A 25870-nucleotide genomic window follows, 5' to 3' on the forward strand; every position below is an offset into this window, starting at 1 on the left:
ATCGTCAGAAATCGAAGCCGAGCTGGCCCTCGATCTCCGGAACGTTTCCGTCCGCCCAACTGCGGACCTTCTTGAGGTGCCGCCACTGGGGCAGCGCATCAAGATACGCCCACGACAACCGGTGGTACGGGGTGGGGCCCCGCTCCTCCAGCGCGGCTTTGTGGACCGGCGACGGGTACCCGGCGTTGGCCGCAAAACCGAAGTCTGCATGGTCGACACCCAGTTCGGCCATCATTTTGTCGCGCTGAACCTTGGCGATCACCGAGGCCGCGGCGACGGCGATGCAGGACTGGTCGCCCTTGATCACCGTGCGGACCCGCCAGGGAGCTCCGAGATAGTCGTGCTTCCCGTCGAGGATGACCGCGTCGGGGCGGACCGGCAAGGCCTCCAGGGCGCGTCCGGCCGCGAGGCGCAGGGCGGCCGTCATCCCCAGCTGGTCGATCTCCTCCGGGGAGGCGTGCCCGAGGGCGTACGACGTCACCCATTTCTCCAACACCACGGCGAGCGCGGTCCGGCGCTTGACGGTCAGGAGCTTGGAGTCGGTGAGGCCTTCGGGCGGTCGGCGCAGCCCGGTGACGGCGGCGCAGACGGTGACGGGACCGGCCCAGGCACCGCGCCCCACCTCGTCGACACCGGCAATGACCTTCGCTCCGGTCGTGGCGCGGAGGGAGCGCTCGACGGTGTGGGTGGGTGGTTCGTACGGCATGGCGTCCTCAGACTACGCCGCCCGGAGCCCCGCGCGACACCCAGGTTCCCCGAGCGGCCGGGGAGCCGGCGCCGGAGCCTGTCAGGCGCCCCTCCCGCGCAGCAGCGGAACCATCAGCTGGTCGATCATCTCCTGGAGGTCCCGATCGCTCCATTCACTCGCGCACACCTTGGAGCGGTACATCATCATCGCCGGGATGGCGTCGAAGACGTACGAGTTCGCGGCGTCGGGACGCACCTCACCACGGTCGATACCTCGGTGGATGACCTCACGGAGCAGCCCCATGGTGGGTTCGACGACCCCGCCGAGGATCACCCGGTTGAAACGTTCGGCCTGGTTCACATCGCATTCGTGAAGCACCGAGCGAAGCGCGAGCCCCGTCTGCGAAAACATCGCCGCGCGGACGCGGCGGCACAGTTCCAGCAGGTCCTCCCGGACGCCGCCGAGGTCGGGAGCCTCCGCCTGGTTCGGCAACCCGGCCTGGAGCGCGTCCGCGACCAGATCCTCCTTGGACGGCCAGCGGCGATAGACCGCGGCCTTGCCTGTCTGGGCGCGCGCGGCCACACCTTCCATGGTGAGGCCGTTCCAGCCGACCGTGCCGAGCTGTTCCAGCGCGGCTTCCAGGATCGCGCGCTCGAGCACGGCACCGCGCCGGCGCGAGGAGGCCGCCTGAGCGGGGGCGGCCGTCCAACGCGAAGTAACCATCAGAGTGTCTCCGTCGCACAGGGGAGCGGAAATTCGGGGAGGTTCGGGCTTTTGCGGGGAGGGGCGAGCGAGTTGACGTCCGCGGGCAGCAACTTCAGTGAACGCTTGCGTTCACTGTCGGGGACTCACTACCGTTGACGCGACAGTGAACGCGAGCGTTCACTAACGCACTTGTGGGGGAAGCATAGTGACAACCTCTCAGTTGATTCAGGACACCAAGCCGGGTGCGGCCCGCCGGGAGGGGCATCCCGGCATCGCGCTCACCGTCATCGCGGCCTGCCAACTCATGGTGGTACTCGACGCGACGATTGTGAATATCGCACTCCCGCACATTCAAGACGCCCTCGCCTTCAGTACGACCGACCTGACATGGGTGATCAGCTCATACACCCTCACCTTCGGTGGCCTGCTGCTCCTCGGCGCGCGGGCCGGTGACATCCTGGGTCGGCGCCGGGTCTTCATGGCCGGCATCCTGCTGTTCACCTTCGCCTCGCTGCTCGGCGGACTCGCCCAGGAACCCTGGCAGTTGCTGGCGGCGCGTGCCCTGCAGGGGGTCGGTGGCGCCATCGCGTCACCGACGTCACTGGCCCTGATCACCACCACGTTCCCCGAGGGCCCGGAGAGGAACCGCGCGTTCGCGGTCTTCGCGACGGTCTCCGCGGGTGGTGGCGCCATCGGTCTGCTCGCCGGAGGCATGCTCACGGAGTGGCTCGACTGGCGGTGGGTCCTCTTCGTCAACGTACCCATCGGCATCCTGATCGCCGTCCTCGCGCCGCTGTACATCAACGAGTCCGAACGCCACCCAGGACGTTTCGACATCGCGGGCGCGCTCACCTCGACGGCCGGCATGGCGTCGCTGGTGTACGGCTTCATCCGCGCCGCCGAGGCGGGCTGGCGGGACAACCTCACGATCGGGTCGTTCGTCGCGGCCGTCGCCCTCTTGCTGGCCTTCACCGCCATCGAGACGCGGGCCAAGGAGCCCATCACCCCGCTGAGGATGTTCGCCGACCGCAACCGCTCGGGCACGTATCTGATCATGCTGAGCCTCGCGGCCGCGATGTTCGGCATGTTCTTCTACATCGTGCTCTTCGTGCAGAACGTGCTGGGGTACAGCCCGATCTCGGCCGGCGTGGCCTTCCTCCCGGTGACGGTCGCGATCGCGGTCGGCGCGGGTCTTTCGCAGCGGTTCCTGCCGGTGCTGGGTCCCAAGCCGTTCATGATCACCGGATCCGCGCTCGTCGCCCTCGGGCTCGGCTGGCTGACCTTCATCAGCCCCGACAGCTCGTACGCCGGCGGAGTCCTCGGTCCGATGCTGCTGTTCGGCTTCGGCATGGGCCTGAACTTCGTGACGCTGACGGTGACCGCGGTCTCCGGTGTCGCCCAGCACGAGGCGGGCGCGGCCTCCGGCCTGCTCAACGTCACACAGCAGGTCGGCGGTTCCCTCGGCCTCGCCATCCTCACCACGGTCTTCGGTTCCGCCGGCCGCGACGAGGCGGAGAAGCAGACGTCGAAGTTCCTGGCGGACGGCTCGGCCGAGCAGAAGGCGGAGTTCGCCAAGACCCACCAGCTGCCTGCCCCTTGGGGCCACGAAGTGCTCGCTCAAGGCATCTCGACCGCTTTCGTACCGGCGGTGGCGATGGCCCTGCTCGCCCTGATCACCGCGGCACTGGTGATCAGGGTCCGCAAGAGCGACCTGGACGCACTGGCCGGCACGGCGGGACCCGCCGCGGGCTGAGGCCGGAGCCGCGGACGGCCGCGCCGTGGTCGGGGAGACCGGCGGCGAACACGGTCCGGCCGTCCCGCGGCAGAAAGCCGAGGGCGGGCACCCCTGCCGAAGCAGAGGCACCCGCGTCGGACGAGTACACGGCGAGGCACGCACACGAACCCGACCCGTCACTCAAGGGCCCGGCCCGACGGGAGGCGTCTCAGCGGTACATGAGGTCCCTCGCCAGGTCGCTGCACACACTCCAGTCGGCGGACGCGGCCGGCGGGCGGTCGCGGAGGATGTCCCGGGCTCGGGCCGCGCCCCAACTGGTCGCGTACCAGGGCGTGTCGTCCCCGCCCAGGTCATCGGCGATCGAGCTCAGCGCGCAGGAGCGCATCGGCTCCTCGAGCTTGTCGAGGGCGGGTACGGCGTCGGCCGACAGGTCTCGCGCGTACTCGAGGTCGAATTTGCCCGAGTCCTCGTACCGCTGGACATTGCGCTCGGCGATCAGACCGTCCGGCGACATCAGTCCGAACGCGAGCACGCCGGCCGCCGCACTGGCGGCGACGACGCGGGGCAGCCAGCGGGCGCCCCACACCCCGGCCGCCATGATCAGCGCGATGACCAGACCCAGCCACAGCTCCCCCGCCACCACCGACAGCCGCAGCCGCGTGAGCCCGTAAGCCTCCACATACATGTCCATACGTCGCACAGCGGATGCCACGACAACGAGCGCCAGGCCGCAGAGAGTTCCCAGCACACCCCGCACCAGCCTGTTGTCGCTCGCGTCCTCCCGCGGTGCCCAGCGCAGCGCGAACACCACGACGAGCAGGGTCAGCAGCGTGACGAGCAGCAGCTGCCAGAAGCCCTGACGCGCGTACTCGGCGTACGTCTGACCGGTCTTGTCCAGTACGGCGTCGTAACCGCCGAAGAGGACGGCGAGCTGGACGGCGTTGAAGGCCGCGAAGAGCACGACGAGCACGATCAGCGGCAGGGCCCACTCGACGCGGTTGCGTGGACGCCCGGCGGGCACCACGACCCGGTCCCACTGCGTCGGCGCGGCTGCCGTGTGGGCCGCGGCCAGCGCTCCGACCAGGCCGAACACCAGGAGCACCAAGCGCCAGGGGCCGCCGGAGACAGAGGTGTCCGGCACCAGGTCGCCGAGCAGATTCGCGAAGGCCGCGTCGGCCCCGGCGAACAGTGCCCCGAAGACCAGCAGCAGGACGGCGGTCACCACGAGCGCGCGCAGTCCGACGCCCACGCTGCGACGGGCCCCGCCGAATCGTTCCCGCAGCCCGCGCCAGCCCCAGGCGGGGCCGGTGACCACGGAGTTGAAGACGCCGATGGGGCCCAGCAGGACCGCGGGCCAGGTGCGCCCGCCGTGCAGCGCGAGCGACCCGAGCGCGATCGCCGTGACGACGGCGAGGAACGACGGCCAGTCCGCGTCGCGCAGGGCGGGCACGCTCAGCAGACCGATGCCGCCGATGCCCCAGACAAGGGTCCACGCGCGCGTGCGGCGTCCCGCGGCCCGGCCCGCGAAGTACGCGGCGAGCGAGGCGGGTATCGCGACCAGCAGGAGGTTGATCGCCAGACCGTCGTCCAGGAGCAGCATGCTCAGCACTCCGGTCGCGAGCACGGCCCACAGCGTGGGCGTACGCACCGGGGCGGGCGGCGTGACCTGAAGATCGGCCGACCAGGAGCCGTGGGCGGGCGCCAGGGGCGCCCAGTCGGTGCTTGCGTCGCCCTTTCGAGTGGCCCCCGCCCTGGGCGTCACGTCCCCGTCGGCCTTTCGGACGGCGCGCGCCCGGGGCGTCACGTCCGCGTCGGCCGATCGGGGCTCCCGCTCCTCGGGCTCTTCGTCCCCGCCGGCCTCTCGGGCGACCCGACCCGCGGGCTCGGGCTCCTCGGCGACGTCCTCGCCGGTCTCCTCGTCGGCACGGCCCTCGAGCTCTTCCTCGTCCCCGGACCCTGCCGTGTCCCCGGGCTCCTCCCCGGCGCCCGGTTCGGCCGTCTTCCCCGTGGGGCCGGATTCGGGGCCGGGCCGCCCCGTCGATCCCGGTCCGGCGGGATCCGTGGATTCCTCCGGCTCCGCTGTCTCCGGAAGCCTTTTCCCGGCCTCCGGAACCTCCCTGCTCGCCTTCGGGCTCTTCGGCTTCGCCGGCGCCCCGTCTCTCGGCTCGGGCGTGGACGGTATGTCGGACAAGGGATCCCCTCCCAGCCGGTCTCCGGGCAGCCCGCGGCGCGCCATCGCGGCGGGGAGGCTGTCGACCGGTGTCTCGTCGGCACCCGCCCGACATGATCAACGGGCGGCGTGGCGCACAGGGTATCCACGGGCAACGGGGCTCACGGTGGGGCTGCCGGGCTGTTGCAAGCCTGTGACACAGCCCGGCGGCCGGCCCTCCCGAGGCGGTCGGCGTGACGGCTTTCCGAGGCCTCGCCGAGGACGTCGGCGCTACCGCCCGTGCGCGGCAGCCCGCCGGGCCACGGCTGAATGGCCCGGGAGCCCTCCCAGCCGTACGCCCTACGCGCCGCCGCCCGTACGCCCGTACGCGGGCCCCGGCACCCATTCCGGCAGCGTCTCCGTGGCGTCCAGCCACGCCGCGGGTGGCGCTCCGGCCTTCCCGGAGGCGACCACGCCGCCCACGATGGAGCACGTCGTGTCCACGTCGCCGCCGACCTGGGCGGTGACCCAGAAGCCTTCTTCGTAGTCGCCCAGGGCGCGGGCGGCCGACCAGAGGGCGAAGGGAACGGTGTCGTGAGCCGACGTACGCCGACCACAGCCCAGTACGGCTGCGACGGTCCCGGCGTCCCCGTAGTCGAGCATGTCCCGGGCGCGCCGCAACCCCGCGCCCACGGCGCTGCGCGGTACGAGCGCGATCACGCCGTCGAGCAGAGCCTCGGCGCTCGGCGGGCCCGCCGGGTCGGCGGCCAGCGCGGCGGCCGCGGCGACGGCCATGGCCCCGACCACGGCCTCACGGTGCTGGTGCGTGGGGTAGGCGGAGATCTCCGCCTGGTGGGTCGCCTGCTCCGGGTCGTCGGCGTACCAGGCCCCCAGGGGGGCGATCCGCATCGCCGCGCCGTTGCCCCAGGAGCCCTGTCCCTTGAAGAGGGCGGATGCCAGCTCGCGCCAGTCGCCGCCCTCCCGGATCTGCCGCAGCAGCCGATTGACCGCGGGGCCGTAGCCCCGGTCGAAGTCGTGGTGGCCGGCGAAGGAGCGGGCCAGTTCGTCCTGGTCGATGCGGTGGTGTGCGGCCAGGACCGCGACCACCGAGCAGGCCATCTCGGTGTCGTCGGTCCATTGCCAGGGGCGGGGCGGCAGCTCTCGGCGCTTCAGCAGCGGGTAGTTCGCGGGCACGAAGAACTGCGAGCCCAGCGCGTCCCCCACCGCGAGTCCGCGCAGGCTGGCCAGGGCGCGGTCGAGGCGCCCGTCGGGAGAGGAGTCAGCGATCATCGCCCTGCCACTCTATCCGGTGACTCCGTACGATTCCGGATCACGCCATTGCTCGAAGGGACGATCAAGGGTGTATCTGCCGTCCTCCCCCAGAACGAGCATCCGCACCTCGCCGTTCCCCGGGTTCGAGAGCGATTCGAACTCGGCGACCGTCCAGTGGAACCAGCGCATGCAGAACAGCCGCATGGCCAGGCCGTGGGTCACCAGGAGCACGTTCGGCGGGTGGTCGGGGGCCTCGAAGCTCCGGTACAGGCTCTCCAGGAAGCCACCGACCCGGTCGTACACGTCGGCACCGGACTCGCCCTGCGCGAACCGGTAGAAGAAGTGCCCGTACGCATCGCGATAGGCCTTCTGGAGACGTACGTCGTCACGGTCCTGCCAGTTGCCCCAGTCCTGCTCCCGCAGTCGCGGCTCCTCGCGCACCCGGACCTGCCCGGGGTCGAGGTGGAACGCACGCAATGTCTGGTGGGTGCGGCGGTACGGGGAGACGTAAACGCTTACGCGCTCCTGGCCGAAGACTTCGCGCAGCCGCTTGCCGGTGTCCTCCGCCTGTTGCCACCCCGTCTCGGTGAGCGCCAGAGCGTGGTCGGGCTCGCGTTCGTACACGGTGTCATCGGCATTGCCCACCGACTCGCCGTGCCGGACAAGGACGATGCGCCGTGGTCGTGCCATGCCAAGACCCTAGATCGTATCGGCGCGGATCGAGCAGTCGTACCGGCCCTATACGGCGCATGTCACACCGTTCCTGCACATCAGGGCCGACTCGGCGCGCGTGTGCCGTCAGACGATCCAGCCGGGTTCCAGCTGCACGATGTCCCCCGCCAGGGCGGCTATGTCGGCCTCGATCTGGGCGCGCAGCGCCAGCCGCTCCACCCGCTCGGCGCGGTACTTGCCGTGCTCGGCGGCCGATTTCCACATGGACAGGACCAGGAACTCGCTGCCGGGCGCCTCGCCGAACAGGCCTCGCACCATGCCGGGCGAACCCGCCATCGCGGGGTTCCAGACCTTCTCCTGCATCAGGGCGAAATGCTCGGCGCGGTCCTCGTGGACACGGCAGTGCGCGACCCGCACCACGTCGGCGTCCGTGAAGCGCGGTTCGAAGCCGGTCTTCACGTCGAATCGGTAGTCGAACAGTTTGACCTGGGAGTCCTTGAAGGTGCCCGACTGCGCGGCGGCGAGCCGGTCATGGGACCGGGCCATGAAGGAGTCGTAGAAGGCACGGCTCTCCCAGAAGGCGAAGATGTGCGCGACGCCGGACCGCCCCACACTCCATCCTCCGCCCTGTCCCCGGAATCCCGGCTCCCCCAGAAGCCCCGCCCACTTTCGCTGCCCCCGTTCGAAACCGCGGCGATCGACCACGGTGCAGCGAATCCACTTGACCAGCACCGCGCCATCGTAAGGCCACGGAACGTGGCGCCGGTCACTCTCCGGCACAGTGGATCCGCACGAGCCCCCCGGCGCGCGTGGCACGATGGACAACCGGCCATGCTCGCAGGGCAGTTGGGCCGGTGATTGGTGAAGAACGGGGAGGGAAAATCCGGTGAACGGTCTCAACAAGGGCATCCGCAAGGCCGAGTTGGCGGTGAAGTGGGATCCGAGTCCCGTAGGTGGGCCCGCGACCGACCTCGACATCATCGCGGCGACCTATCTGGCGTCCGCACCCCAGGGGAACCCGGACTACGTCGTGTATTTCGGCAGCCGCTCGCCGGACGGCACCATCTACCTGAACCGCGACAGCAAGGACGGCAAGGGCTTCGGCTGGGACGAGGTCATGACCCTCGAGCTCGACCGCCTGGACAGCCGTTACGGGCGCGTGGTGGTCGGCGTGCTCATCCAGCAGCGCACCGGACCGAAGACGTTCGTCGGCGTCCTCAATCCCGGCTTCCGCCTGCGTGAGGGCTACACGGTCCTGACCGAGGGCGACTTCGGCGATGTCCTGGGCGCGACGGCCGCGACCATCGGGGAGTTCGTACGCGACCACTCCGGGGAGTGGACGTTCCATCCCGGCATCCAGGGCTACGACACGGACCCGGCGACCTTCGCCAGGGTCATGGGCAGCCCGCAGGAGGCGTGAAGCGCACTCCCCCGGGAGCCCGTGTCGCGCACCACGCCCGACCGCCCTTTCACAGGGCCCCGCATGACCGCCTCCGCGAAACAGGCCTCCCGTAGAACCGCCTTTTCGAAACGGCGCTCTCCGTAGGACCGCGAAGAGGCGGAAGGGCGGCACGGCCATCGGCTGTGCCGCCCCTCCCGGCCCGATGCAGCGGCAGGGCACGACGGAGCGCGTTCGTCCCCGGCGGGTGCCGGCCTTCGGCCTCGCTTCGCCGGACCCGCCGTCAGCGGCTTATCAGCCGTTGGTCCAGCCCGGGACCGTCGGCAGCACCGCCTCGGCGACCCGGAGGAGGGCCGCGTCGTCCGGCGTCACATCGTCCTGACGCCAGATGGCGACCTCGAACGCGCCACCGCCGTCCTTCGCGTCCTGGGCGACCACCAGGCGGCGGGCTATCCCGCCGGGACCGGCGTCCGACTGGTCGGAACCGAAGGTGATCGCGATGGTCCGGTCCGAGTAGAGGACCGCCGGATGGCCCAGGATCGTCCTCGGCTCAGCGGACGTGCCCAGCAGATCGGTCCAGTCGGCTACCGAGAGCCGGTCGTAGGTGGCCGAGAGCTTCACGGAGTAGGACGTGAGCGTGACGTTCGCTTCGGGACTGGCGACCCTGGTCTCACCGGCCACCGTGAAGTAGCCCCCGCTTCCGGAGGCGGTCTCCGCGTGTTCGTCCGGCGTCCCGAGCATGGCCGGAAGGTCCTCGCGGTTCAGCGCTTCACAGAGCTGCGTTCCGGAGACGTATTTCGCGGGCCGCCTGTTGTCCTCCTTCGAGCAGGTGGCCGGTTCCCCGGCGGCACCGCCGCTCTGGGGGAGGACCTGCGCCAGGAGCCAGATGCCCGCCGCCACCAACGCGACCATCAACACCGCGGAGACGGCCTGGGCCCCGGCGCCGGCACCCTTCTTCGAACCGGCCGCGCCGTCGGTCATGTCCCCCACTCTCCCCGGCGCGCCCCATGCGCGCGGAGGGAGACTAGCCGGTGATCGTTTCGCGGGGAACCCGAATCCCGCGGCTGCCCGGAGCACCGCGCCGCGGCGCGCACGGCTCCCGGCCCCGCTCCGCGTGACGGGTGCGCCTCCCGGCGTGGACGCCTCCGTTCGGCCAACGCCGAGGGCGGTGCGGTCGAAGATCGACCGCACCGCCCTGACCAGCTATGTCACGCCCGAAAGGCGCTCGGCGTCAGCTGCAACCGCTCGTCGAACCGCAACCCTCGCAGATGTAGCAGGAACCGGCCCGCTGCATCTTCGTGCCGCAGGAGAAGCACAGCGGGGCGTCGGCCTGGATGCCCAGCTGCATCTCCACCAGCTCGGCGCTGGTGTGGACCTGCCTCGGGGCGGGCTCGGCCGGCACGGCCTCGACCTTGGGGGCGGCGACGGCCTTCAGCTCCTGCGCGCGGGGCGCGGACTGGGCCAGACCCTCGACGTCGACCTCGTCGTCGGAGGGCTCGTAGGAGCCCGTCTCCAGGTGACGCTGGCGCTCCTCGGCGGAGTGGATGCCGAGGGCGGAGCGCGTCTCGAAGGGCAGGAAGTCCAGCGCCAGGCGGCGGAAGATGTAGTCGACGATCGACTGCGCCATCCGCACGTCCGGGTCGTCCGTCATGCCGGCCGGCTCGAAGCGCATGTTGGTGAACTTGGAGACGTAGGTCTCCAGGGGAACGCCGTACTGCAGACCGACCGAGACGGCGATCGAGAAGGCGTCCATCATGCCCGCGAGGGTGGAGCCCTGCTTCGACATCTTCAGGAAGACCTCGCCGAGACCGTCGTCCGGGTAGGAGTTGGCGGTCATGTAGCCCTCGGCGCCGCCCACCGTGAAGGAGGTGGTGATGCCGGGACGGCCCTTGGGGAGGCGCTTGCGGACCGGACGGTACTCGACGACCTTCTCGACCGCGGTACGGATGGTGTCCTCGGCCTTCGCCGTGACCTCGGTCTTCTCCTTCTCCTTGGTCTTCGCGGAGAGGGGCTGGCCGACCTTGCAGTTGTCGCGGTAGATCGCGAGCGCCTTGACGCCCATCTTCCACGCCTCGAAGTAGACCTCTTCGACGTCCTCGACGGTCGCCGTCTCCGGCAGGTTGACCGTCTTGGAGAGCGCGCCGGAGATCCACGGCTGGATCGCGGCCATCATGCGGACGTGGCCCATCGCGGAGATGGAGCGCTCGCCCATGGCGCAGTCGAAGACCTCGTAGTGCTCGTGCTTGAGGCCCGGGGCGTCGACGACATTGCCGTTCTCGGCGATGTGGGCGACGACCGCCTCGATCTGCTCCTCCTGGTAACCCAGGCGGCGCAGGGCCTGCGGCACGGTGCCGTTGACGATCTGCATCGAGCCGCCGCCGACCAGCTTCTTGAACTTGACCAGCGCGAGGTCGGGCTCGAGACCGGTGGTGTCGCAGGACATCGCGAGACCGATGGTGCCGGTCGGGGCGATGACGGAGGCCTGCGCGTTGCGGAAGCCGTTCTTCTCGCCGAGGCGGACCACGTCCTGCCAGGCCTCCGTGGCGGCGGCCCAGATGGGGGTGTCCAGGTCGTCCACGCGGACGGCCGTGGTGTTGGCGTCGGCGTGCTGCTTCATGACGCGCTGGTGGGGCTGCGCGTTACGGGCGTAGCCGTCGTACGGGCCGACGACCGCGGCGAGCTCGGCGGAACGCTTGTACGACGTACCCGTCATCAGGGAGGTGATGGCGCCGGCGAGCGCGCGGCCGCCGTCGGAGTCGTACGCGTGGCCGGTCGCCATCAGCAGGGCGCCGAGGTTGGCGTAACCGATGCCCAGCTGGCGGAAGGCGCGGGTGTTCTCGCCGATCTTCTCCGTCGGGAAGTCGGCGAAGCAGATGGAGATGTCCATCGCGGTGATGACCAGCTCGACGACCTTGGCGAAGCGCTCGATCTCGAAGGACTGGCGGCCCTTGCCGTCGTCCTTGAGGAACTTCATCAGGTTCAGCGAGGCGAGGTTGCAGGACGTGTTGTCCAGGTGCATGTACTCGCTGCACGGGTTCGAGCCGTTGATACGGCCGGACTCCGGGCACGTGTGCCAGCGGTTGATCGTGTCGTCGTACTGGATGCCCGGGTCGGCGCAGGCCCAGGCGGCCTCGGCCATCTTGCGGAAGAGGGACTTGGCGTCGACCTCCTCGATGACCTCGCCGGTCATGCGCGAGGTGAGGCCGAACTTGCCGCCCTCCTCGACCGCCTTCATGAACGTGTCGTTCACACGGACCGAGTTGTTGGCGTTCTGGTACTGGACGGACGTGATGTCGTCGCCGCCCAGGTCCATGTCGAAGCCCGCGTCACGGAGGGCGCGGATCTTCTCCTCCTCCTTGACCTTGGTCTCGATGAAGTCCTCGATGTCGGGGTGGTCGACGTCGAGGATGACCATCTTGGCCGCGCGGCGGGTGGCGCCGCCCGACTTGATCGTTCCTGCGGAGGCGTCGGCACCGCGCATGAAGGAGACGGGACCCGAGGCGTTGCCGCCCGAGGAGAGGAGCTCCTTGGAGGAGCGGATGCGGGAGAGGTTCAGGCCGGCGCCGGAGCCGCCCTTGAAGATCATGCCCTCTTCCTTGTACCAGTCGAGGATCGACTCCATGGAGTCGTCGACGGCCAGGATGAAGCAGGCGGAGACCTGCTGGGGCTGCGGCGTCCCGACGTTGAACCAGACGGGGCTGTTGAAGCTGAAGATCTGGTGCAGGAGGGCGTACGCCAGCTCGTGCTCGAAGATCTCGGCGTCGGCGGGCGAGGAGAAGTACTTGAAGTCCTCGCCGGCCTTCCGGTACGTCTTCACGATGCGGTCGATGAGCTGCTTGAGGCTCACCTCGCGCTGCGGGGTGCCCACAGCACCGCGGAAGTACTTGCTGGTGACGATGTTGACCGCGTTCACCGACCAGAAGCCGGGGAACTCGACGCCACGCTGCTCGAAGTTGACCGAGCCGTCGCGCCAGTTGGTCATGACGACGTCACGGCGCGCCCACTCCACCTCGTCGTACGGGTGCACGCCGGGGGTGGTGTGAATGCGCTCGATGCGCAGTCCCTTGCTGGCCTTGGCTCCGCTCTTTGCGCGGGAACCTCGTGCCGGACCGCTCGCCGTCTCTGTCATTGCCGCCTCCCTGTAACAGGCTAAAACGCGCTGAAGTGCCGCGAACTTCCCGTGGCACGGTCTGTGTCTGATGCTGCGCGTGGCGCTGATACGGCCTTTCGCAGCAAGTCTGTGGTCGCCGCCGTGGGCGGGGCCGGACGCCCCGGAGGGGCCGGCCCGCGGTCAGTCGGCGGCGGTGGCGGGCACGGGAACCTCCACGGTTCCGCCTGGCCCGCGATCGGTCTCCTGGCGCTCCACGTCCGGGTCGTCGTCGTCCGCGGCGGGGCGCTGATTCACCTGCCTGAGTTCCGCGATGGCGGCTTCGAAGTCGTCGAGCGAGTCGAAGGCCCGGTACACGGACGCGAACCTCATGTAGGCCACGAGGTCGAGTTCCTGCAAGGGTCCGAGTATGGCCAGCCCCACGTCATGGGTGGTCAGTTCGGCGCTTCCGGTGGCTCGCACGGCCTCTTCGACCCGCTGGCCGAGCTGGGCGAGCGCGTCCTCGGTGACCGGCCGCCCCTGGCAGGCCTTGCGCACGCCGTTGATGACCTTGATCCGGCTGAAGGGCTCGGTCACACCGGAGCGCTTCACCACCATCAGCGAGCACGTCTCCACCGTCGTGAAACGACGGGAGCAGTCGGGGCACTGGCGGCGCCTGCGGATCGACGTGCCGTCATCGGTCGTACGGCTGTCGACGACGCGGCTGTCGGGGTGCCTGCAGAAGGGGCAGTGCATGGCTCCAACCCTCCTTCACAGCACGACTCAGAGACCTCTCGGGACCTCCCGGGCCCCTCGAAGCAGCCTCAAGCATAGGCGATACCCGAGGGCCCGGAGACCGGGGGACCACAACTTCTGGGATGCCGCCGCAATCCAACCACTAGATGTGGGGCTTGACCCGCGAATTCGCCCACGACCCGCGTGTCGTACACGTAAGGGCACGTGCCGCACAGGCATACCCATCCCGGACACGCGGGGATAGCGTGGGCGACGCACGGAAGGGGGCCGGTTCCCGGCCGGTCGGCCATCGAATGGCAGACTGGACCGCGGCCCAGGTCGGTCGGCACGGCTGCCGCCTCCGGCGGTGAAGGGTACAGCAATAAGCCCTTTTGTCCGCGAGGCACGTTGCCAGCCATACACCCAGACACATGATCGCGACAGGCAATCCACGTTTTTTCACTCGAACGTGTGTTTGGCGCAACCTTTCGAAAGCAACTACCGTTGTCCAGCAGGGAGACCATCGAGAGGGGCCGACGTGACCACCACCGCAGACAGCGCCACCATCACTGCCCAGGAGCGCTCCCAGGGCCGACTCGAGCCGGTGCATGCGATGAACGAAGCCGCGAATCATGAGGGGCCCAAGCGCTCCCTGCCTGGCCGACCTCCAGGCATCCGGGCCGACAGCTCGGGACTCACGGACCGGCAGCGCCGGGTGATCGAGGTGATCCGGGACTCCGTGCAGCGGCGCGGCTACCCGCCGTCGATGCGGGAGATCGGTCAGGCCGTCGGCCTTTCCAGCACCTCCTCGGTCGCGCATCAGCTCATGGCACTGGAGCGCAAGGGCTTCCTGCGCCGAGACCCGCACCGCCCGCGCGCGTACGAGGTGCGAGGCTCCGACCAGTCGTCGGTGCAGCCCACGGACACGGCGGGCAAGCCGGCCGCGTCCTATGTGCCGCTCGTCGGCCGGATCGCCGCCGGTGGCCCGATCCTCGCCGAGGAATCGGTCGAGGACGTTTTCCCTCTCCCCCGCCAGCTGGTCGGCGACGGAGAGCTGTTCGTCCTGAAGGTGGTCGGTGACTCGATGATCGAGGCCGCCATCTGTGACGGGGACTGGGTGACGGTCCGCCGCCAGCCGGTCGCCGAGAACGGCGACATCGTCGCCGCGATGCTCGACGGCGAAGCCACGGTGAAGCGCTTCAAGCGCGAGGACGGACACGTGTGGCTGCTGCCGCACAACTCCGCGTACCAGCCGATCCCCGGTGACGAGGCGACCATCCTCGGCAAGGTAGTGGCTGTGCTGCGTCGGGTGTGACACCGCGACGGGCGGACCCCCGCCCCCGCCCCTGACCGGGCCCCGGAACCAACTGCGCCGGTTCCGGGGTCCTGTGCGTTCTCTGGCCGGGGGCCTTGACCGGACTCCACTGGTCCTTCGGCCGTGGGCCTTGACCGGACTCCACTGGTCCTTCGGCCGGGGGGTCCCGGGGTTCCATAGGCCTCATAGGCAGGCCGGGCCAGGGGTTCCACGCGGCTGCTGGACACGCGGTCCAAGGCTCCCCGTGGCTCCTGGACACGGGGAGCGGGCTCCCTGCGACTTCGTGTACCAGGTCCAGGGGCCATGGGCTGGGCCGGGGCGCTACGCGTCCTCCGCCTCACTCGCGGGCTCGTCGGCCTGCCCTGCCGTCTCCTCGACCGCCCTCGCCTTCTCGTCGATCGCGGCGAGGGATCGACGGACCTGATTGCGGTCCGTGGTGTACCAGAAGTCGGGCAGCGAGGCCTTCAGATAGCTGCCGTAGCGAGCCGTGGCCAGACGCTGGTCCAGTACGGCGACCACGCCCCGGTCCCCGGAAGCCCTTACGAGGCGGCCGGCGCCCTGGGCCATGAGGAGCGCGGCGTGGGTGGCGGCGACGGCCATGAAGCCATTGCCCCCGTTGTCCTCGACCGCCTTCTGGCGGGCGCTCATGAGCGGGTCGTCGGGGCGGGGGAAGGGGATCTTGTCCATGACGACCAGCTGACAGCTGGTGCCCGGCACATCCACGCCCTGCCAGAGCGAGAGCGTGCCGAAGAGGCAGGTCTTCGGGTCGGCCGCGAAGTTCTTGATCAGCTCGCCGAGCGTCTCCTCACCCTGGAGCAGGATCGGGTACTCGGGGATGCGGGTCCGCAGCTCCTCGGCCGCGAGCTGAGCCCCACGCATCGAGGAGAACAGGCCGAGCGTACGACCGCCGGCGGCCTGGATCAGCTCGGTGAGCTCGTCGAGCATGTCGCCGCGGTCGGCGTCCCGGGCGGGGCGCGACAGATGCTTGGCGACGTACAGGATTCCCTGCTTGGGGTAGTCGAAGGGCGAGCCGACGTCGACGCCCTTCCACTGGGGAAGGTCCTCTCCTTCCGTGCCCTCCGGGGCGAGCCCCATCGACGCTCCCACGCCGTTGAAGTCGCCGCCCAGCTTGAGGGTCGCGGACGTCAGGACGACCGAGCGGTCGGCGAACAGCTTCTCCCTGAGGAGCCCGGACACGTTCATCGGAGCGACCCGGAGCGAGGCTCCGAAGCGGTCGTGCCGCTCGTACCAGACGACGTCCCATTCGGAGCCGTTGGCGATGCGCTCCGCCACGGCGTGCACGGCTTCGACGGACGCCAGTGCCTGCTTGCGCACCGCGTCCTCGTCCTGGACGGACTTGTCGCGGGTGGAGCCGATGGCCGTGATCACCGTGCGGGCGGCGTCGCGCAGGGCCATCAGCGCGTACCCCAGGTCCTCGGGGATCTCCTCCAGGCGTCCGGGCAGGGCCAGCTCCATCAGGCGCTCGAAGCCCTCGGCGGCGGTCTGGAGCTGGTCGGCGGCCTTCTCGTTGGCGAGCTTCGCGGCGCGGCGCACGGCGCGGTTGACCTGTCCGGGCGTGAGCTCGCCGGTGGCGACACCGGTGACCCTGGAGACCAGCTCGTGGGCCTCGTCGACGATCAGCACCTCGTGCTGCGGGAGGACCGGCGCGCCCTCGATGGCGTCGATCGCGAGCAGCGCGTGATTGGTGACGACGACCTCCGCGAGCTTGGCCCGCTCGCGGGCCATCTCGGCGAAGCACTCCGCCCCGTAGGCGCACTTCGTCGCGCCGAGGCACTCCCGGGACGACACCGACACCTGGCCCCAGGCCCGGTCGGAGACACCCGGTGTGAGGTCGTCCCGGTCACCGGTCTCGGTCTCGTCCGACCAGTCACGCAGCCGCACCAGGTCCTGGCCCAGCTTGCTGGTGGGCGCGGCCGCCTCGAACTGGTCGAAGAGGCCCTCCTCCTCGTCCTGCGGCACGCCCTCGTGCAGGCGGTGCAGGCACAGGTAGTTCGACCGGCCCTTCAGCATCGCGAACTCGGGGCGGCGGCGCAGCAGGGGGTGCAGCGCGTCGACGGTGCGCGGCAGGTCCCGCTCCACAAGCTGCCGCTGGAGCGCCAGGGTGGCGGTCGCGACGACCACCCGCTCCCCGTGCGCGAGCGCGGGCACCAGGTAGCCGAGCGACTTTCCGGTACCGGTGCCCGCCTGGACCAGCAGGTGGGAACTGTCGTCGATGGCACCGGCGACCGCTTCGGCCATGGTCACCTGGCCAGGGCGCTCCGTACCGCCGACGGCAGTGACGGCAGCATGCAGGAGTTCGGGGAGTGAGGGCTTCGTCATAGCGCTGCCAGCCTACGGGGCGCCACTGACAACCGAGCGATCACGGCCGGAACCCGAGGCGTGATCAAGCCGCGTGCGGGCCGGGTCGTCACGGCTGGTGAAGAGGGTTCGGGACGGTGCCGTGGACGGCGGCGTGCGGGCGCGCCGGGCGATCGCGGTAACCGTCCAGGTGCAGCCGGTTGCGGTTCAGGCACAGCCGCTCGATACGCGGGGTGAGCAGGTCGAACATCTCGTGACGGTCCTTGAGCTCGGGGAAACGTGTCTGGTGGCGGATGATCTCCCCTCGTACGAGGGACCAGAATTCATCCTCGGGAACACCCAGGTGCTCCTCGCAGAGCGGTGCGAGGTAGCGGAACACTCCGACGAAGAGCGCGGAGTGGATGAACTGGATCAGGAAGGCCGGCGGCTCGGTGAGCAGCACCCGCCGCACCTCGTCCGGCATGGAGGCGTGCTCGGGCAGGGGTTCCGCGCTCACATTGATGTCGTCGACGAAGTCCTTCACCGCGAGCCGCACGGGGACGTCATGGTCGTCGAAGACAACGATCGCGTTCTCGCCATGGGGGCTGAAGACGGTGCCGTACCGATAGAGGAAGTGCAGCAGCGGCGGCAGGAGCACGGCGAAGAGACGGCGCAGCCAGGCCCTCGGGGCGAGTCCGGAACGGGCCACCAGCTGGGCGGTGAAGGAGCGGCCCGCCAGGTCGGTGTGCAGCAGGGCTGCCAGGGTGCGGGCGCGTTCGCCGGGTGCCAGGTGGCGGGAGACCGGCTCGCGCCAGATCGCCCCGAGCAGTTCCCTGTACTGATAGGGCACCTCGGGGAGCGCGTCGTACACCGGATGTCCCACGGTCACGGAGGCGACCTCGCCGAGCAGGATCACCCCGCAGGTGTCCCGCAGGAAGGGGTCGGCATCGCGGAGGGAATGCATCCAGGTGGTGACGGCGGGCGCGGCGAGCGTTCGCTGGGTCGGAAGGCCGCGCCACACCAGGGTGTTGAGGACGGACAGCGGCAGTTTCACGGTGTGCCGTTCCGGACGCGACACATTGACGAACGTACGGACGGACTGCTGGGCCAGTCGTAGATCGCCGTCCGAGTGCAGCGGCACGATCGCGCCCGTGGCGATGTGAGGAGCGAAGAGAGGCAGGACGACGTCGTCCCACTGCCAGGGGTGCACGGGCAGATAGAGGTACGACTCCGGGGCGAGCCCGCGCTCGCGGAGCACCGCGTCGAAGGACTCCCGGGTGGCGGGGGCCAGTTCGCGCGCGTACAGGCGGTCCGCCGTGTCGAGGCCGCCGACACCGCGGTAGGTGGCGAGCCCGGTGTGCACCGCGATCCACGGAAGGGGTGTCGCTCTGCGGGCCTCCGGTGCCCAGTGCCCGGCGTCCCGCGCGGAGAAGCCGAGGCGGCCCTTGTTGAGGACGATCCACGGGTGGCCTGTCTGGTGGCCCTCCAGTTCCGCGTAACCGAGGTCGGCCAGCTCGGCGGCCGTGAGGGCTTCATGGTCGAGGCGTGCATCCGCGGCCAGTGTCGTACTCAGCTCACGGATGCCGTGCCCGAGCGTCGCCCCGTCGAGCCCCAGCGTGCCGCGGGCGCGCGTGAGGAAGCCGACGGGGTCGCTGAACGGCCGGCGTTCCGCGTCCACGTCCCTGAGGGCGAGGGAGTCGGGGTCCACCCGCCAACTGCCGTACGCGGTACGGCGGGCACGGAAGGACAGAGTGCCGCCCGCGTCGAGTCGGAGTGCGTACGGGGCGCTGCGGGTGCCGCTGGGAGCCGCGCGCGGGACGGAGGGCGAGGCGGAGCAGGCGGCGGAGGACGGGTGCGGTGGCGAGGCTTGGGGTGCAGCCGAGGCCGAGGCCGAGGCCGGAGCTGGGTCCGAGATCGGGGCCGGGGCGAAGCTCGGGGCTGGGGCCGAGGGCGGGACCGGGACCGAGAGCGACGGGGAGGGCTGGTCCGAAGCCGACGGGGAGGGCTGGTCCGAGGCCGAGATCGAAGCCGACGGGGAGGGCTGGTCCGAGGCCGAGATCGAAGCCGACGGGGAGGGCTGGTCCGAGGCCGAGATCGAAGCCGACAGGGAGGGCTGGTCCGAGGCCGAGATCGAAGCCGGAGTGGAGGCCAGGTCCGGCTCCGGCTCCGGCTCCGGCTCCGGCTCCGGCTCCGGCTCCGGCTCCGGCTCCGGCTCCGGCTCGATGATCCCCTCGTACGCGAACTCGCCGATCATCTTCGCGAGCAGGCGGCGGCCGGCCTGCTCCCAGCGGTCCGCGCGCAGCTCGGGTGGGTCGTAGAGGGCGGGCGTCTCTCCGGCGGCCGGGGTGGCGGATGGATTCGACACGGGAACTCCTCGACAGGGAACCGAATCGGGACGAGCGGTGTACCAAGAGTGACGGCTCTACGACAGATCGCGCAGGGCCCGGTCTCGGATCATGAGGGCTGCGCGCTTGTCGGGCAGATCGACCTCGGCCGAGAACCGGAAGCCGGCGCTGAGGAACGCGGACACGGAGGGGGTGTTGCGAAGATCGGGTTCCGCGACGACACGAGCGCACGAGGGGCGCTTTTCCAGTACGTGGTCGGCGACGGCTCTGAGCAAGGTGGAGCCCAGTCCGTGCCCGCGGTCGGCGACACCACCGATGAGGAGGTGGATTCCGGTGTCGTGCGGTCGGGCGGGGTAGTGGCGTGCCAGGGGATCGAGATCCGCGCGGTAGATCTCCCAGTAGCTCATCGGGGTGCCGTCCAGTGTCCCGAGGCAGGGAACGCTGCGTCCGTCACCGTCGATCTGCCGGCGCAGATGCTCCTCGACGACGGACTCGGATCCCGCCAGTTCCCAGAACGCCGCGACGGCGGGGTCGTTCATCCAGCGTGTGATGAGCGGGAGATCGCGCTCGGTGCGCGCGGGGACGAGATGAAAGACGCCCGCGGGTGTCGCGGTCGGCCCCCAGCCGCCGACACGGTCGAGAAGGTCGTCCCCGCCGGCGGTCCCGTCCCGGGCCTCGTTGTCCCCGCCGTCCCCGGAGTCCCCGGCGAACAGAGCGATCAGCTCGTCGGGGAGACGCAGGTCGAGCGTGTCCTCGCTGTCCGTGCCTGCGCCGGGGTCCGAACCGGGGTCCGCGAGGGATACGGGACCGGGGGCGGCTCCGGGGTCGGGTCGGGTGGCGCGGGCGGTGCCGGCGTCGGTGCTCGCGTCGGTGCTCGCGTCGGTGGGAGGCACGACGACGCTCCTCTCAGAAGGCGGGGTGGGTCATGTTCCTCAGGAATGAAGGGGGTTGGAGATGGTGACGTAGACGGACTGGGTGTCGACGGGACCGACGAGTTCGTCGAGGCCGTGCAGCCGGGTCAGCAGGTTGGCCTTGCAGCGCAGGACGGGTGAGTCGAGCAGCAGAGCGGGCAGAGGCGACCGCAGTCGGGACGGGCCGGTGACGACGTCGGCGAGGAAGCGCCGGAACGCGGCGAGCAACAGCCTCTCGTCAGCGAGCTGTTGGGAGCCGAACGCACCGATGAGGCCGAGCACGTTGTTGATGCCGAGGTAGTAGGCGAAGCGTTCATCGGTGACCTCGTCGGAGACGAAGGTGTCGCTGTGCGTCCCGATGCCGGGGAGCCGGGTGTCGAGTTCCGCGCGCCGCGACTCCCGGAAGTAGTAGCCCTGGTTGTCCCGGTAGCGGCCGCCCGTGGGCCAGCCTTCCGCGTCCAGCAGGAGCAGGGTGTTCTGCTGGTGCGCCTCCAGCGCGATGCCCGCCTCGCTGTCCAGCCAGAGCACGGGGCGCACGACGTGTTCGAGGTAGCGCAGGAACCACTCGGTGGAGACGGCGCCGCGCGGGCGGCCGGTGCGGCCGGCGAGGCGTGTGACGACCTCGCTGAGCCGGGACCTCATGTGGGGACCGCGCTCCGCCGGGTCGAGCGTGCCGGGTCGGACGTGCGGGCGTGGTGAGACCAGTCCCGCGACGCAGCCGACGTCGTCCGTCGGGCCGAACGGGTTGTGGCGGATCATCACGTCGAGCCCGGGAAGCGGGTTGCCGTCCGGGCCGTCGACGGCGAGCCAGGCGGGGTCGCGGACGATGTCGAAGCCGAGGTGGACGGCCTGCCACTGCTTGAACAGGCCGCCGCGCAGCAGGCGGTGGACCTCCACGCCCCGGTGGAGTTCCTTGCGGAGGTTCTCACGACGGGAGTTGGTGATGCGCAGGCCCAACGACAGCTTCAGCATCGCCGGGGCGCCGGTGCGGTAGACGGTGCGGACGGAGGAGGTGGGGTGCCACGCCGTACCCCGCGGACCGAGGTCCCGGAGCAGCCCGGCGTCCAGCAGGGCCGCGGTGTCACGGCGGTGCTGGATCTCGCGCATCTGCCAGGGGTGCAGCGGCAGTGCGGCGGCGTAGCCGTCGGGGAGCGTCAGGTCGGTACCGGCCAGCCGCGTCGTCAGCTGCTCCGCCGAAACGGGGCGTCCGCGCTCCGTCCACGCCGAGTCGGCCGCGAGCACCGAGGGGGCGACCGCCATCCAGTGCAGGGGGAAGGAGCCGCGCAACTCGGGTGAGTAGAGGCGGCCTTCGCTCTCGGAGAGGCCCTCGCGTCCCTTCGGTGTCGGGTGCAGCGGGTGGCCGAGGAGGAGGGCCTGCTCCGCGGCGAGGAACAGGTCGGAGGTGTCGTCGGGGTGTTCCCTGCGGTCCCTGATGAACACGGCCGTGCGGCGGACCGAGTCGGCGACGCGGCCCACGAGGTCGGCGCCCGCGCCGGCCGGGTCGTCCGAGTGGGCTTCGCGGTGGCTCGGCGCGGCTCCCGCCCGCTCGGCGGTGGGCGCCGGGAGGGGCGTGCCCGCGGTCGGCGCTCCGGCAGCCGTCTGCCGTGCGAAGAGGGCCGCGACCGTCACCGCGTCGGTGGCTGGTGCCTCCTCGGGAGCGTCGGCTAGGCGGGGGAGGCCGAAGCGGTGCCAGCCGGAGGCGGACCAGTGCCGGACGGGAACGAGCAGGGCGGCGCCGCTGGCCGGCAGCGCGATGCGAAGGGTGCCGTCGTCGGGGGCGGAGAGGTTGTTCTCCCGTACCCAGCAGCGCAGCAGGTTCTCGACCGCCGCGGCCTGCGCCGCCGTCCGGGTGTCGGGGTGATCCAGCAGGTCGACGCCGGGTTCGCGCGGCCGCTCGGGCGCCCGGTCCCCCTCCTTCTGCCGGGGAACCGACTCCGCTCCGGACAGGTGCGGGGTCGAGGTGCCGCGGGCCGCGCGTTCGTACGCGGGGGGAGGGCTGTCGGGGGCGGGGGTGGCGTTCACGAGAGTTCCTTGAAGGTCGTTCGGGCTCGTGCGGCGACGAACCTGGGCGGTACGGGGTCGCGTTGGGCTCTTGGAGTTCCTGGTCGGTTGTCGTGGGGGGAAGGGCAGGGTGCCGATGGGGACTGCGGGTGGCGTACCGGTGGGGACGGCAGTCGGCTGGGGCTGTGATCCATCGCCGGCGAGCGTTCGCCGAGGTCGTGCCCTCTGCCGACCGGGGATCCAGCACGCTCCGCCCGAGGTCGTACGGCCGATGCCGTGCCGTTCAGACCGTCACCGCGAACCGTCGGTGGCCCGTTTCCCGTCCCTGCCGAGTCGTGGGTCTCCCTGTGCCACCGCCTTCACCGCGTCCGCGAGCCGGTCGAGCACGGCGGACGTCTGTTCGTCGCTGATCGTCAGGGGAGGAAGGAGACGCACGACGCTCGAACGACGGCCTCCGAGTTCGACGATGAGGCCTCGGCGCAGGCACTCTCGCTGTACGGCCGCGGCGAGTTCGGGGGCGGCGGGGCGAGGGCCGTCGGGGGTGGGACTCGGTGGCCCTTCGGGGTCCACGAGTTCGAGGCCGATCATGAGGCCGCGGCCGCGTACGTCACCGATGCAGGGGAATTCCGACGCGAGGCCGAGGAGTTCGGTCAGCATGCGGGCCCCGACGGTGGCGGCGCGTTCGGCGAGGCCGTTCTCGCGGACGTGGGCGAGGGTGGCCGTGCCGGCGGCCATCGCCAGTTGGTTGCCACGGAACGTGCCGGCGTGGGCGCCGGGTTGCCAGACGTCGAGGTCGTCGCGGTAGACGACGACGGCCAGCGGCAGGCTGCCGCCGATGGCCTTGGACAGGACCATCACGTCCGGGGTGATCCCGCTGTGTTCCACCGCCCAGAAGGCGCCGGTCCGGCCCACTCCCGTCTGGACCTCGTCCACGATCAGCGGGACGGACCGGGCCTCCGTGATCTCCCGCATCCGCCGCATCCAGGCGTCCGGCGCCGGAATGACGCCGCCCTCGCCCTGGACGGGTTCGAGGATCATCCCCGCGGGGAGCGGTACACCCGACTTGGGGTCGTCGAGGAGGGATTCCGTCCAGCGCGTGGAGAGTTCGGCACCGCGGTCGCCGCCGATACCGAACGGGCAGCGGTAGTCCTGCGGATAGGGCAGGCGCGCGACGCGTCCGTCGGTCGCGCCGCCGGAGGCCTCGAGCGCACCCGCGGTCATCCCGTGGTAGGCGCCGGTGAACGCGAGCATGCCGGTGCGGCCGGTGGCCGCGCGCACCAGCTTGAACGCGGCCTCCACGGCGTCCGTCCCGGCCGGTCCGCAGAACTGGACCCGGGCGCGCTCGGCGAAGCGCGGGGGGAGCGTGCGGAAGAGTTCGGTGGTGAAGGCGTCCTTGACCGGAGTCGCGAGGTCCAGGACCTGCAGGGGCGCCCCCGAGTCGAGGACCTTTCTGATCGCCTCCAGGACCACGGGATGGTTGTGTCCGAGGGCCAGGGTCCCGGCGCCGGAGAGGCAGTCGAGGTAGCGGCGGCCGTCGGCGCCCTCGATCGTCAGCCCGCGTGCCCGCACGGGGACGATCGGCAGGGCACGCGCGTAGGTCCGTGCCGCCGATTCGCGCGCCGACTGGCGCCGCAGGATCCCCTCGTGCGCCGCGCGCGCCCCCTCGGCCGCTGCGGCACCACCGTCCCGCGCCCCCTGGGATTCCCCGGGCGCCCCCACCGGCACCACCGCTGAATCGGTCACGGCCACGACTTCCGGTCCTCCCGCTGTCCAGAGGCGAGTTGGCAGGGGGTTCCGAACGCAGACGTCAGGCCCCCCGTACGTACCAACGACGCTGCTCGCGTTGGGAAGCGGGTGAATTCGAAGTTCCTTGCCGTGCCGGAACCTCGCCGCTCGGGCCCGGTCCCGGTCCTTGTCCTCACATCTGGCACGGGGGGGGGGCAGGTTGGGCTACGGGGCAAGGGCCGGGCCGACATGGGCCGCCGGGCCGCCGGTGCCGGGCACCGCGACATGCGGCGTCCGGGCACCGGGGGCGTGCCGGGTCCTCCGGCGCCGGAGAGTCGTTCCCGGCGGGTTGCCCGACCGGACCCCCCGTAGCTGAACCGTTGCCGTTCCGTCGGACGTCCCCCACAGCGACCGCATAGTCTTTGGTGCCGTTCGGTTCTACCGAACGAACCGCTCGGCACCCGCCTACGCACCACCTAGTTCCCATACGCTCAGGGGGAGTTACACCATGCGATCCATACGCCCGCCCTTCGCCGCTCGTCGAGGCAGGAGCGCGCGCCGCAGAACGTCCCCCGTCCTGGCCGCCGTCGGCCTCACCGTGGCCCTGACGCTGACCGCCACCGCCTGCGGCTCGGGCGACGACACGGCGAGCGGTCAGTCGAGCGCCTCCGCGTCCCAGGGGAGCGACGGAAAGATCCAGATCCCGGACGACATCAAGAACAAGCTCAAAGAGCACGGCATCGACGTCGACAAGTGGAAGAACGGCGCCTGGAAGAACTGGGACAAGGACGACTGGCTGCGCGAGGCCGACGACTTCATCAACCCGATCATCAAGGACCTCTGGGACCCGGACCGGATGCGCGGTGCCGACGACCCGGACAAGAACAAGGGTGTCGACGACGCCGACCTCACCGGTGACCAGGGCGTCACCGACCCGGAGCCGGCCCCGGTGACGGCGCAGGCCGTGAAGACGGCGTACCACGGCAACGTGCCCGAGGCGGGCAAGGTGTTCTTCGACTCCCCCGAGGGCACCATGGTCTGCTCGGCGACGGTGGTCGAGGACCCGGCGCACCCGGGCAAGTCCAACCTGGTGTGGACCGCGGGCCACTGCGTGCACGCCGGCAAGAAGGGCGGCTGGTTCCGCAACATCGCCTTCGTGCCCTCGTACAACGACTCCGGCAAGACGGCGGCGGAGATGGAGAGCGCCCCGCGGCAGGAGGTCGCTCCGTACGGCGTCTGGTGGAGCGACTGGGCGCAGACCTCGGACCAGTGGATCGAGCAGGGCGGCACCACGGGCGGACAGGGCGCCTCGTACGACTTCGCCGTGCTGCACGTGACGCCGGAGAAGGGCAGCGACGGCAAGTCGCTCGAGGAGACGGTGGGTTCGGCGCTGCCGGTGAACTTCAACGCGCCGGCCGTGCCCAAGGTCTCGAGCATCACGGCGACCGGCTACCCGGCCGCGGCGCCGTTCGACGGCCAGAAGCTGTACCAGTGCACCGACAGGCCGGGCCGGCTGTCGATCGCGCAGGCCGACCCGACGATGTACCGCATCGGCTGCACCATGACCGGCGGTTCCTCGGGCGGCGGCTGGGTGGCCGCGGGCTCGGACGGCAAGCCGGCGCTGGTGTCCAACACCTCCATCGGCCCGGTCAAGTTCGGCTGGCTGGCGGGTCCGCGGCTGGGTGATGTGGCCAAGGGCGTGTACGACTCGGTGAGCGGGAAGTTCGCCGGACAGTGACGCCGACGACGTAACAGGGTTCGGACGGACGGCGGTGGGACGGTTCGCGCAAATGCGTCACCGGTCCACCGCCGTTCGTCCTCGGCCGGGCGCAG

Annotated in this window: 18 protein-coding genes; 4 read left to right on the forward strand and 14 right to left on the reverse strand. The window is 70.6% G+C overall.

Annotated elements, in window-relative coordinates; all coding sequences use genetic code 11:
* Nucleotides 1-4 precede the first annotated feature (4 nt).
* Both OOK38_RS04220 and OOK38_RS04225 read right to left on the reverse strand, forming a co-directional pair.
* Nucleotides 5-706, reverse strand: coding sequence for a ribonuclease HII (locus tag OOK38_RS04220; RefSeq protein ID WP_266763413.1), 702 nt, complete (start codon nucleotides 704-706; stop codon nucleotides 5-7).
* 81 nt (nucleotides 707-787) lie between these two features.
* Nucleotides 788-1411: a TetR/AcrR family transcriptional regulator gene (locus OOK38_RS04225; protein ID WP_266763412.1), complete on the reverse strand. Its 624-nt coding sequence runs from the start codon at nucleotides 1409-1411 to the stop codon at nucleotides 788-790.
* Between the two features lie 187 nt (nucleotides 1412-1598).
* On the opposite strand from OOK38_RS04225, the gene OOK38_RS04230 reads away from it, so the two are divergent.
* Nucleotides 1599-3146: an MFS transporter gene (locus OOK38_RS04230; RefSeq protein WP_266763411.1), complete on the forward strand. Its 1548-nt coding sequence runs from the start codon at nucleotides 1599-1601 to the stop codon at nucleotides 3144-3146.
* 190 nt (nucleotides 3147-3336) lie between these two features.
* On the opposite strand, the gene OOK38_RS04235 is transcribed toward OOK38_RS04230, so the two are convergent.
* The 4 genes from OOK38_RS04235 to OOK38_RS04250 form a co-directional block, all read right to left on the reverse strand.
* A complete protein-coding gene (locus OOK38_RS04235; protein ID WP_266765892.1) occupies nucleotides 3337-4833 on the reverse strand; it encodes a DUF4153 domain-containing protein in 1497 nt (498 codons plus the stop codon).
* 804 nt (nucleotides 4834-5637) lie between these two features.
* The gene (locus tag OOK38_RS04240) at nucleotides 5638-6567 is read right to left on the reverse strand and encodes an ADP-ribosylglycohydrolase family protein (RefSeq protein WP_266763410.1); all 930 of its coding nucleotides are present in this window, start codon (nucleotides 6565-6567) and stop codon (nucleotides 5638-5640) included.
* A gap of 12 nt (nucleotides 6568-6579) precedes the next feature.
* A complete protein-coding gene (locus OOK38_RS04245; protein WP_266763409.1) occupies nucleotides 6580-7239 on the reverse strand; it encodes a histidine phosphatase family protein in 660 nt (219 codons plus the stop codon).
* A gap of 108 nt (nucleotides 7240-7347) precedes the next feature.
* The gene (locus OOK38_RS04250) at nucleotides 7348-7953 is read right to left on the reverse strand and encodes a YdbC family protein (RefSeq protein ID WP_266763408.1); all 606 of its coding nucleotides are present in this window, start codon (nucleotides 7951-7953) and stop codon (nucleotides 7348-7350) included.
* A gap of 154 nt (nucleotides 7954-8107) precedes the next feature.
* Between OOK38_RS04250 and OOK38_RS04255 the strand changes: the two genes are divergently transcribed.
* A complete protein-coding gene (locus tag OOK38_RS04255; RefSeq protein ID WP_266763407.1) occupies nucleotides 8108-8641 on the forward strand; it encodes a TerD family protein in 534 nt (177 codons plus the stop codon).
* Nucleotides 8642-8914: 273 nt separating this feature from the next.
* Here OOK38_RS04255 and OOK38_RS04260 read toward each other — a convergent pair whose 3' ends face one another.
* The 3 genes from OOK38_RS04260 to nrdR form a co-directional block, all read right to left on the reverse strand.
* Complete coding sequence (locus OOK38_RS04260) at nucleotides 8915-9601, reverse strand: DUF6215 domain-containing protein (protein WP_266763406.1); 687 nt, start codon at nucleotides 9599-9601, stop codon at nucleotides 8915-8917.
* 250 nt (nucleotides 9602-9851) lie between these two features.
* Complete coding sequence (locus OOK38_RS04265) at nucleotides 9852-12749, reverse strand: vitamin B12-dependent ribonucleotide reductase (RefSeq protein ID WP_266763405.1); 2898 nt, start codon at nucleotides 12747-12749, stop codon at nucleotides 9852-9854.
* A gap of 162 nt (nucleotides 12750-12911) precedes the next feature.
* Nucleotides 12912-13463 carry a transcriptional regulator NrdR gene (nrdR, locus tag OOK38_RS04270; RefSeq protein WP_266763404.1) on the reverse strand — a complete coding sequence of 184 codons (552 nt, stop codon included), beginning with the start codon at nucleotides 13461-13463 and terminating at the stop codon, nucleotides 12912-12914.
* 517 nt (nucleotides 13464-13980) lie between these two features.
* Between nrdR and lexA the strand changes: the two genes are divergently transcribed.
* On the forward strand, nucleotides 13981-14757 hold the full coding sequence (lexA, locus tag OOK38_RS04275) for a transcriptional repressor LexA (RefSeq protein ID WP_266763403.1): 777 nt from the start codon (nucleotides 13981-13983) through the stop codon (nucleotides 14755-14757).
* A gap of 321 nt (nucleotides 14758-15078) precedes the next feature.
* Here lexA and OOK38_RS04280 read toward each other — a convergent pair whose 3' ends face one another.
* From OOK38_RS04280 to OOK38_RS04300, 5 genes are all read right to left on the reverse strand, one after another.
* Nucleotides 15079-17097, reverse strand: coding sequence for an ATP-dependent DNA helicase (locus OOK38_RS04280; protein ID WP_266763402.1), 2019 nt, complete (start codon nucleotides 17095-17097; stop codon nucleotides 15079-15081).
* A gap of 88 nt (nucleotides 17098-17185) precedes the next feature.
* Nucleotides 17186-19420, reverse strand: a complete 2235-nt coding sequence (locus OOK38_RS04285; protein WP_266848125.1) for an IucA/IucC family siderophore biosynthesis protein — start codon at nucleotides 19418-19420, stop codon at nucleotides 17186-17188.
* A gap of 57 nt (nucleotides 19421-19477) precedes the next feature.
* Nucleotides 19478-20293, reverse strand: a complete 816-nt coding sequence (locus OOK38_RS04290; RefSeq protein WP_266763400.1) for a GNAT family N-acetyltransferase — start codon at nucleotides 20291-20293, stop codon at nucleotides 19478-19480.
* A gap of 39 nt (nucleotides 20294-20332) precedes the next feature.
* Nucleotides 20333-22180, reverse strand: coding sequence for an IucA/IucC family siderophore biosynthesis protein (locus OOK38_RS04295; protein WP_266765891.1), 1848 nt, complete (start codon nucleotides 22178-22180; stop codon nucleotides 20333-20335).
* 423 nt (nucleotides 22181-22603) lie between these two features.
* Complete coding sequence (locus tag OOK38_RS04300; RefSeq protein ID WP_266765890.1) at nucleotides 22604-23950, reverse strand: diaminobutyrate--2-oxoglutarate transaminase family protein; 1347 nt, start codon at nucleotides 23948-23950, stop codon at nucleotides 22604-22606.
* A gap of 595 nt (nucleotides 23951-24545) precedes the next feature.
* Between OOK38_RS04300 and OOK38_RS04305 the strand changes: the two genes are divergently transcribed.
* A complete protein-coding gene (locus OOK38_RS04305) occupies nucleotides 24546-25775 on the forward strand; it encodes a serine protease (protein ID WP_266763399.1) in 1230 nt (409 codons plus the stop codon).
* The last annotated feature ends 95 nt before the right edge of the window (nucleotides 25776-25870 follow it).

The sequence above is a fragment of the Streptomyces sp. NBC_00568 genome (assembly GCF_026341855.1).
GTDB lineage: Bacteria > Actinomycetota > Actinomycetes > Streptomycetales > Streptomycetaceae > Streptomyces.

Excerpts from the sequence above, each read along its gene's own strand:
- OOK38_RS04245 (WP_266763409.1), bottom strand. The coding sequence starts at position 7,239 with ATGGCACGACCACGGCGCATCGTCCTTGTCCGGCACGGCGAGTCGGTG.
- OOK38_RS04280 (WP_266763402.1), bottom strand. The coding sequence starts at position 17,097 with ATGACGAAGCCCTCACTCCCCGAACTCCTGCATGCTGCCGTCACTGCC.
- OOK38_RS04265 (WP_266763405.1), bottom strand. The coding sequence starts at position 12,749 with ATGACAGAGACGGCGAGCGGTCCGGCACGAGGTTCCCGCGCAAAGAGC.
- OOK38_RS04225 (WP_266763412.1), bottom strand. The coding sequence starts at position 1,411 with ATGGTTACTTCGCGTTGGACGGCCGCCCCCGCTCAGGCGGCCTCCTCG.
- OOK38_RS04305 (WP_266763399.1), top strand. The coding sequence starts at position 24,546 with ATGCGATCCATACGCCCGCCCTTCGCCGCTCGTCGAGGCAGGAGCGCG.
- OOK38_RS04240 (WP_266763410.1), bottom strand. The coding sequence starts at position 6,567 with ATGATCGCTGACTCCTCTCCCGACGGGCGCCTCGACCGCGCCCTGGCC.
- nrdR (WP_266763404.1), bottom strand. The coding sequence starts at position 13,463 with ATGCACTGCCCCTTCTGCAGGCACCCCGACAGCCGCGTCGTCGACAGC.
- OOK38_RS04260 (WP_266763406.1), bottom strand. The coding sequence starts at position 9,601 with ATGACCGACGGCGCGGCCGGTTCGAAGAAGGGTGCCGGCGCCGGGGCC.
- OOK38_RS04220 (WP_266763413.1), bottom strand. The coding sequence starts at position 706 with ATGCCGTACGAACCACCCACCCACACCGTCGAGCGCTCCCTCCGCGCC.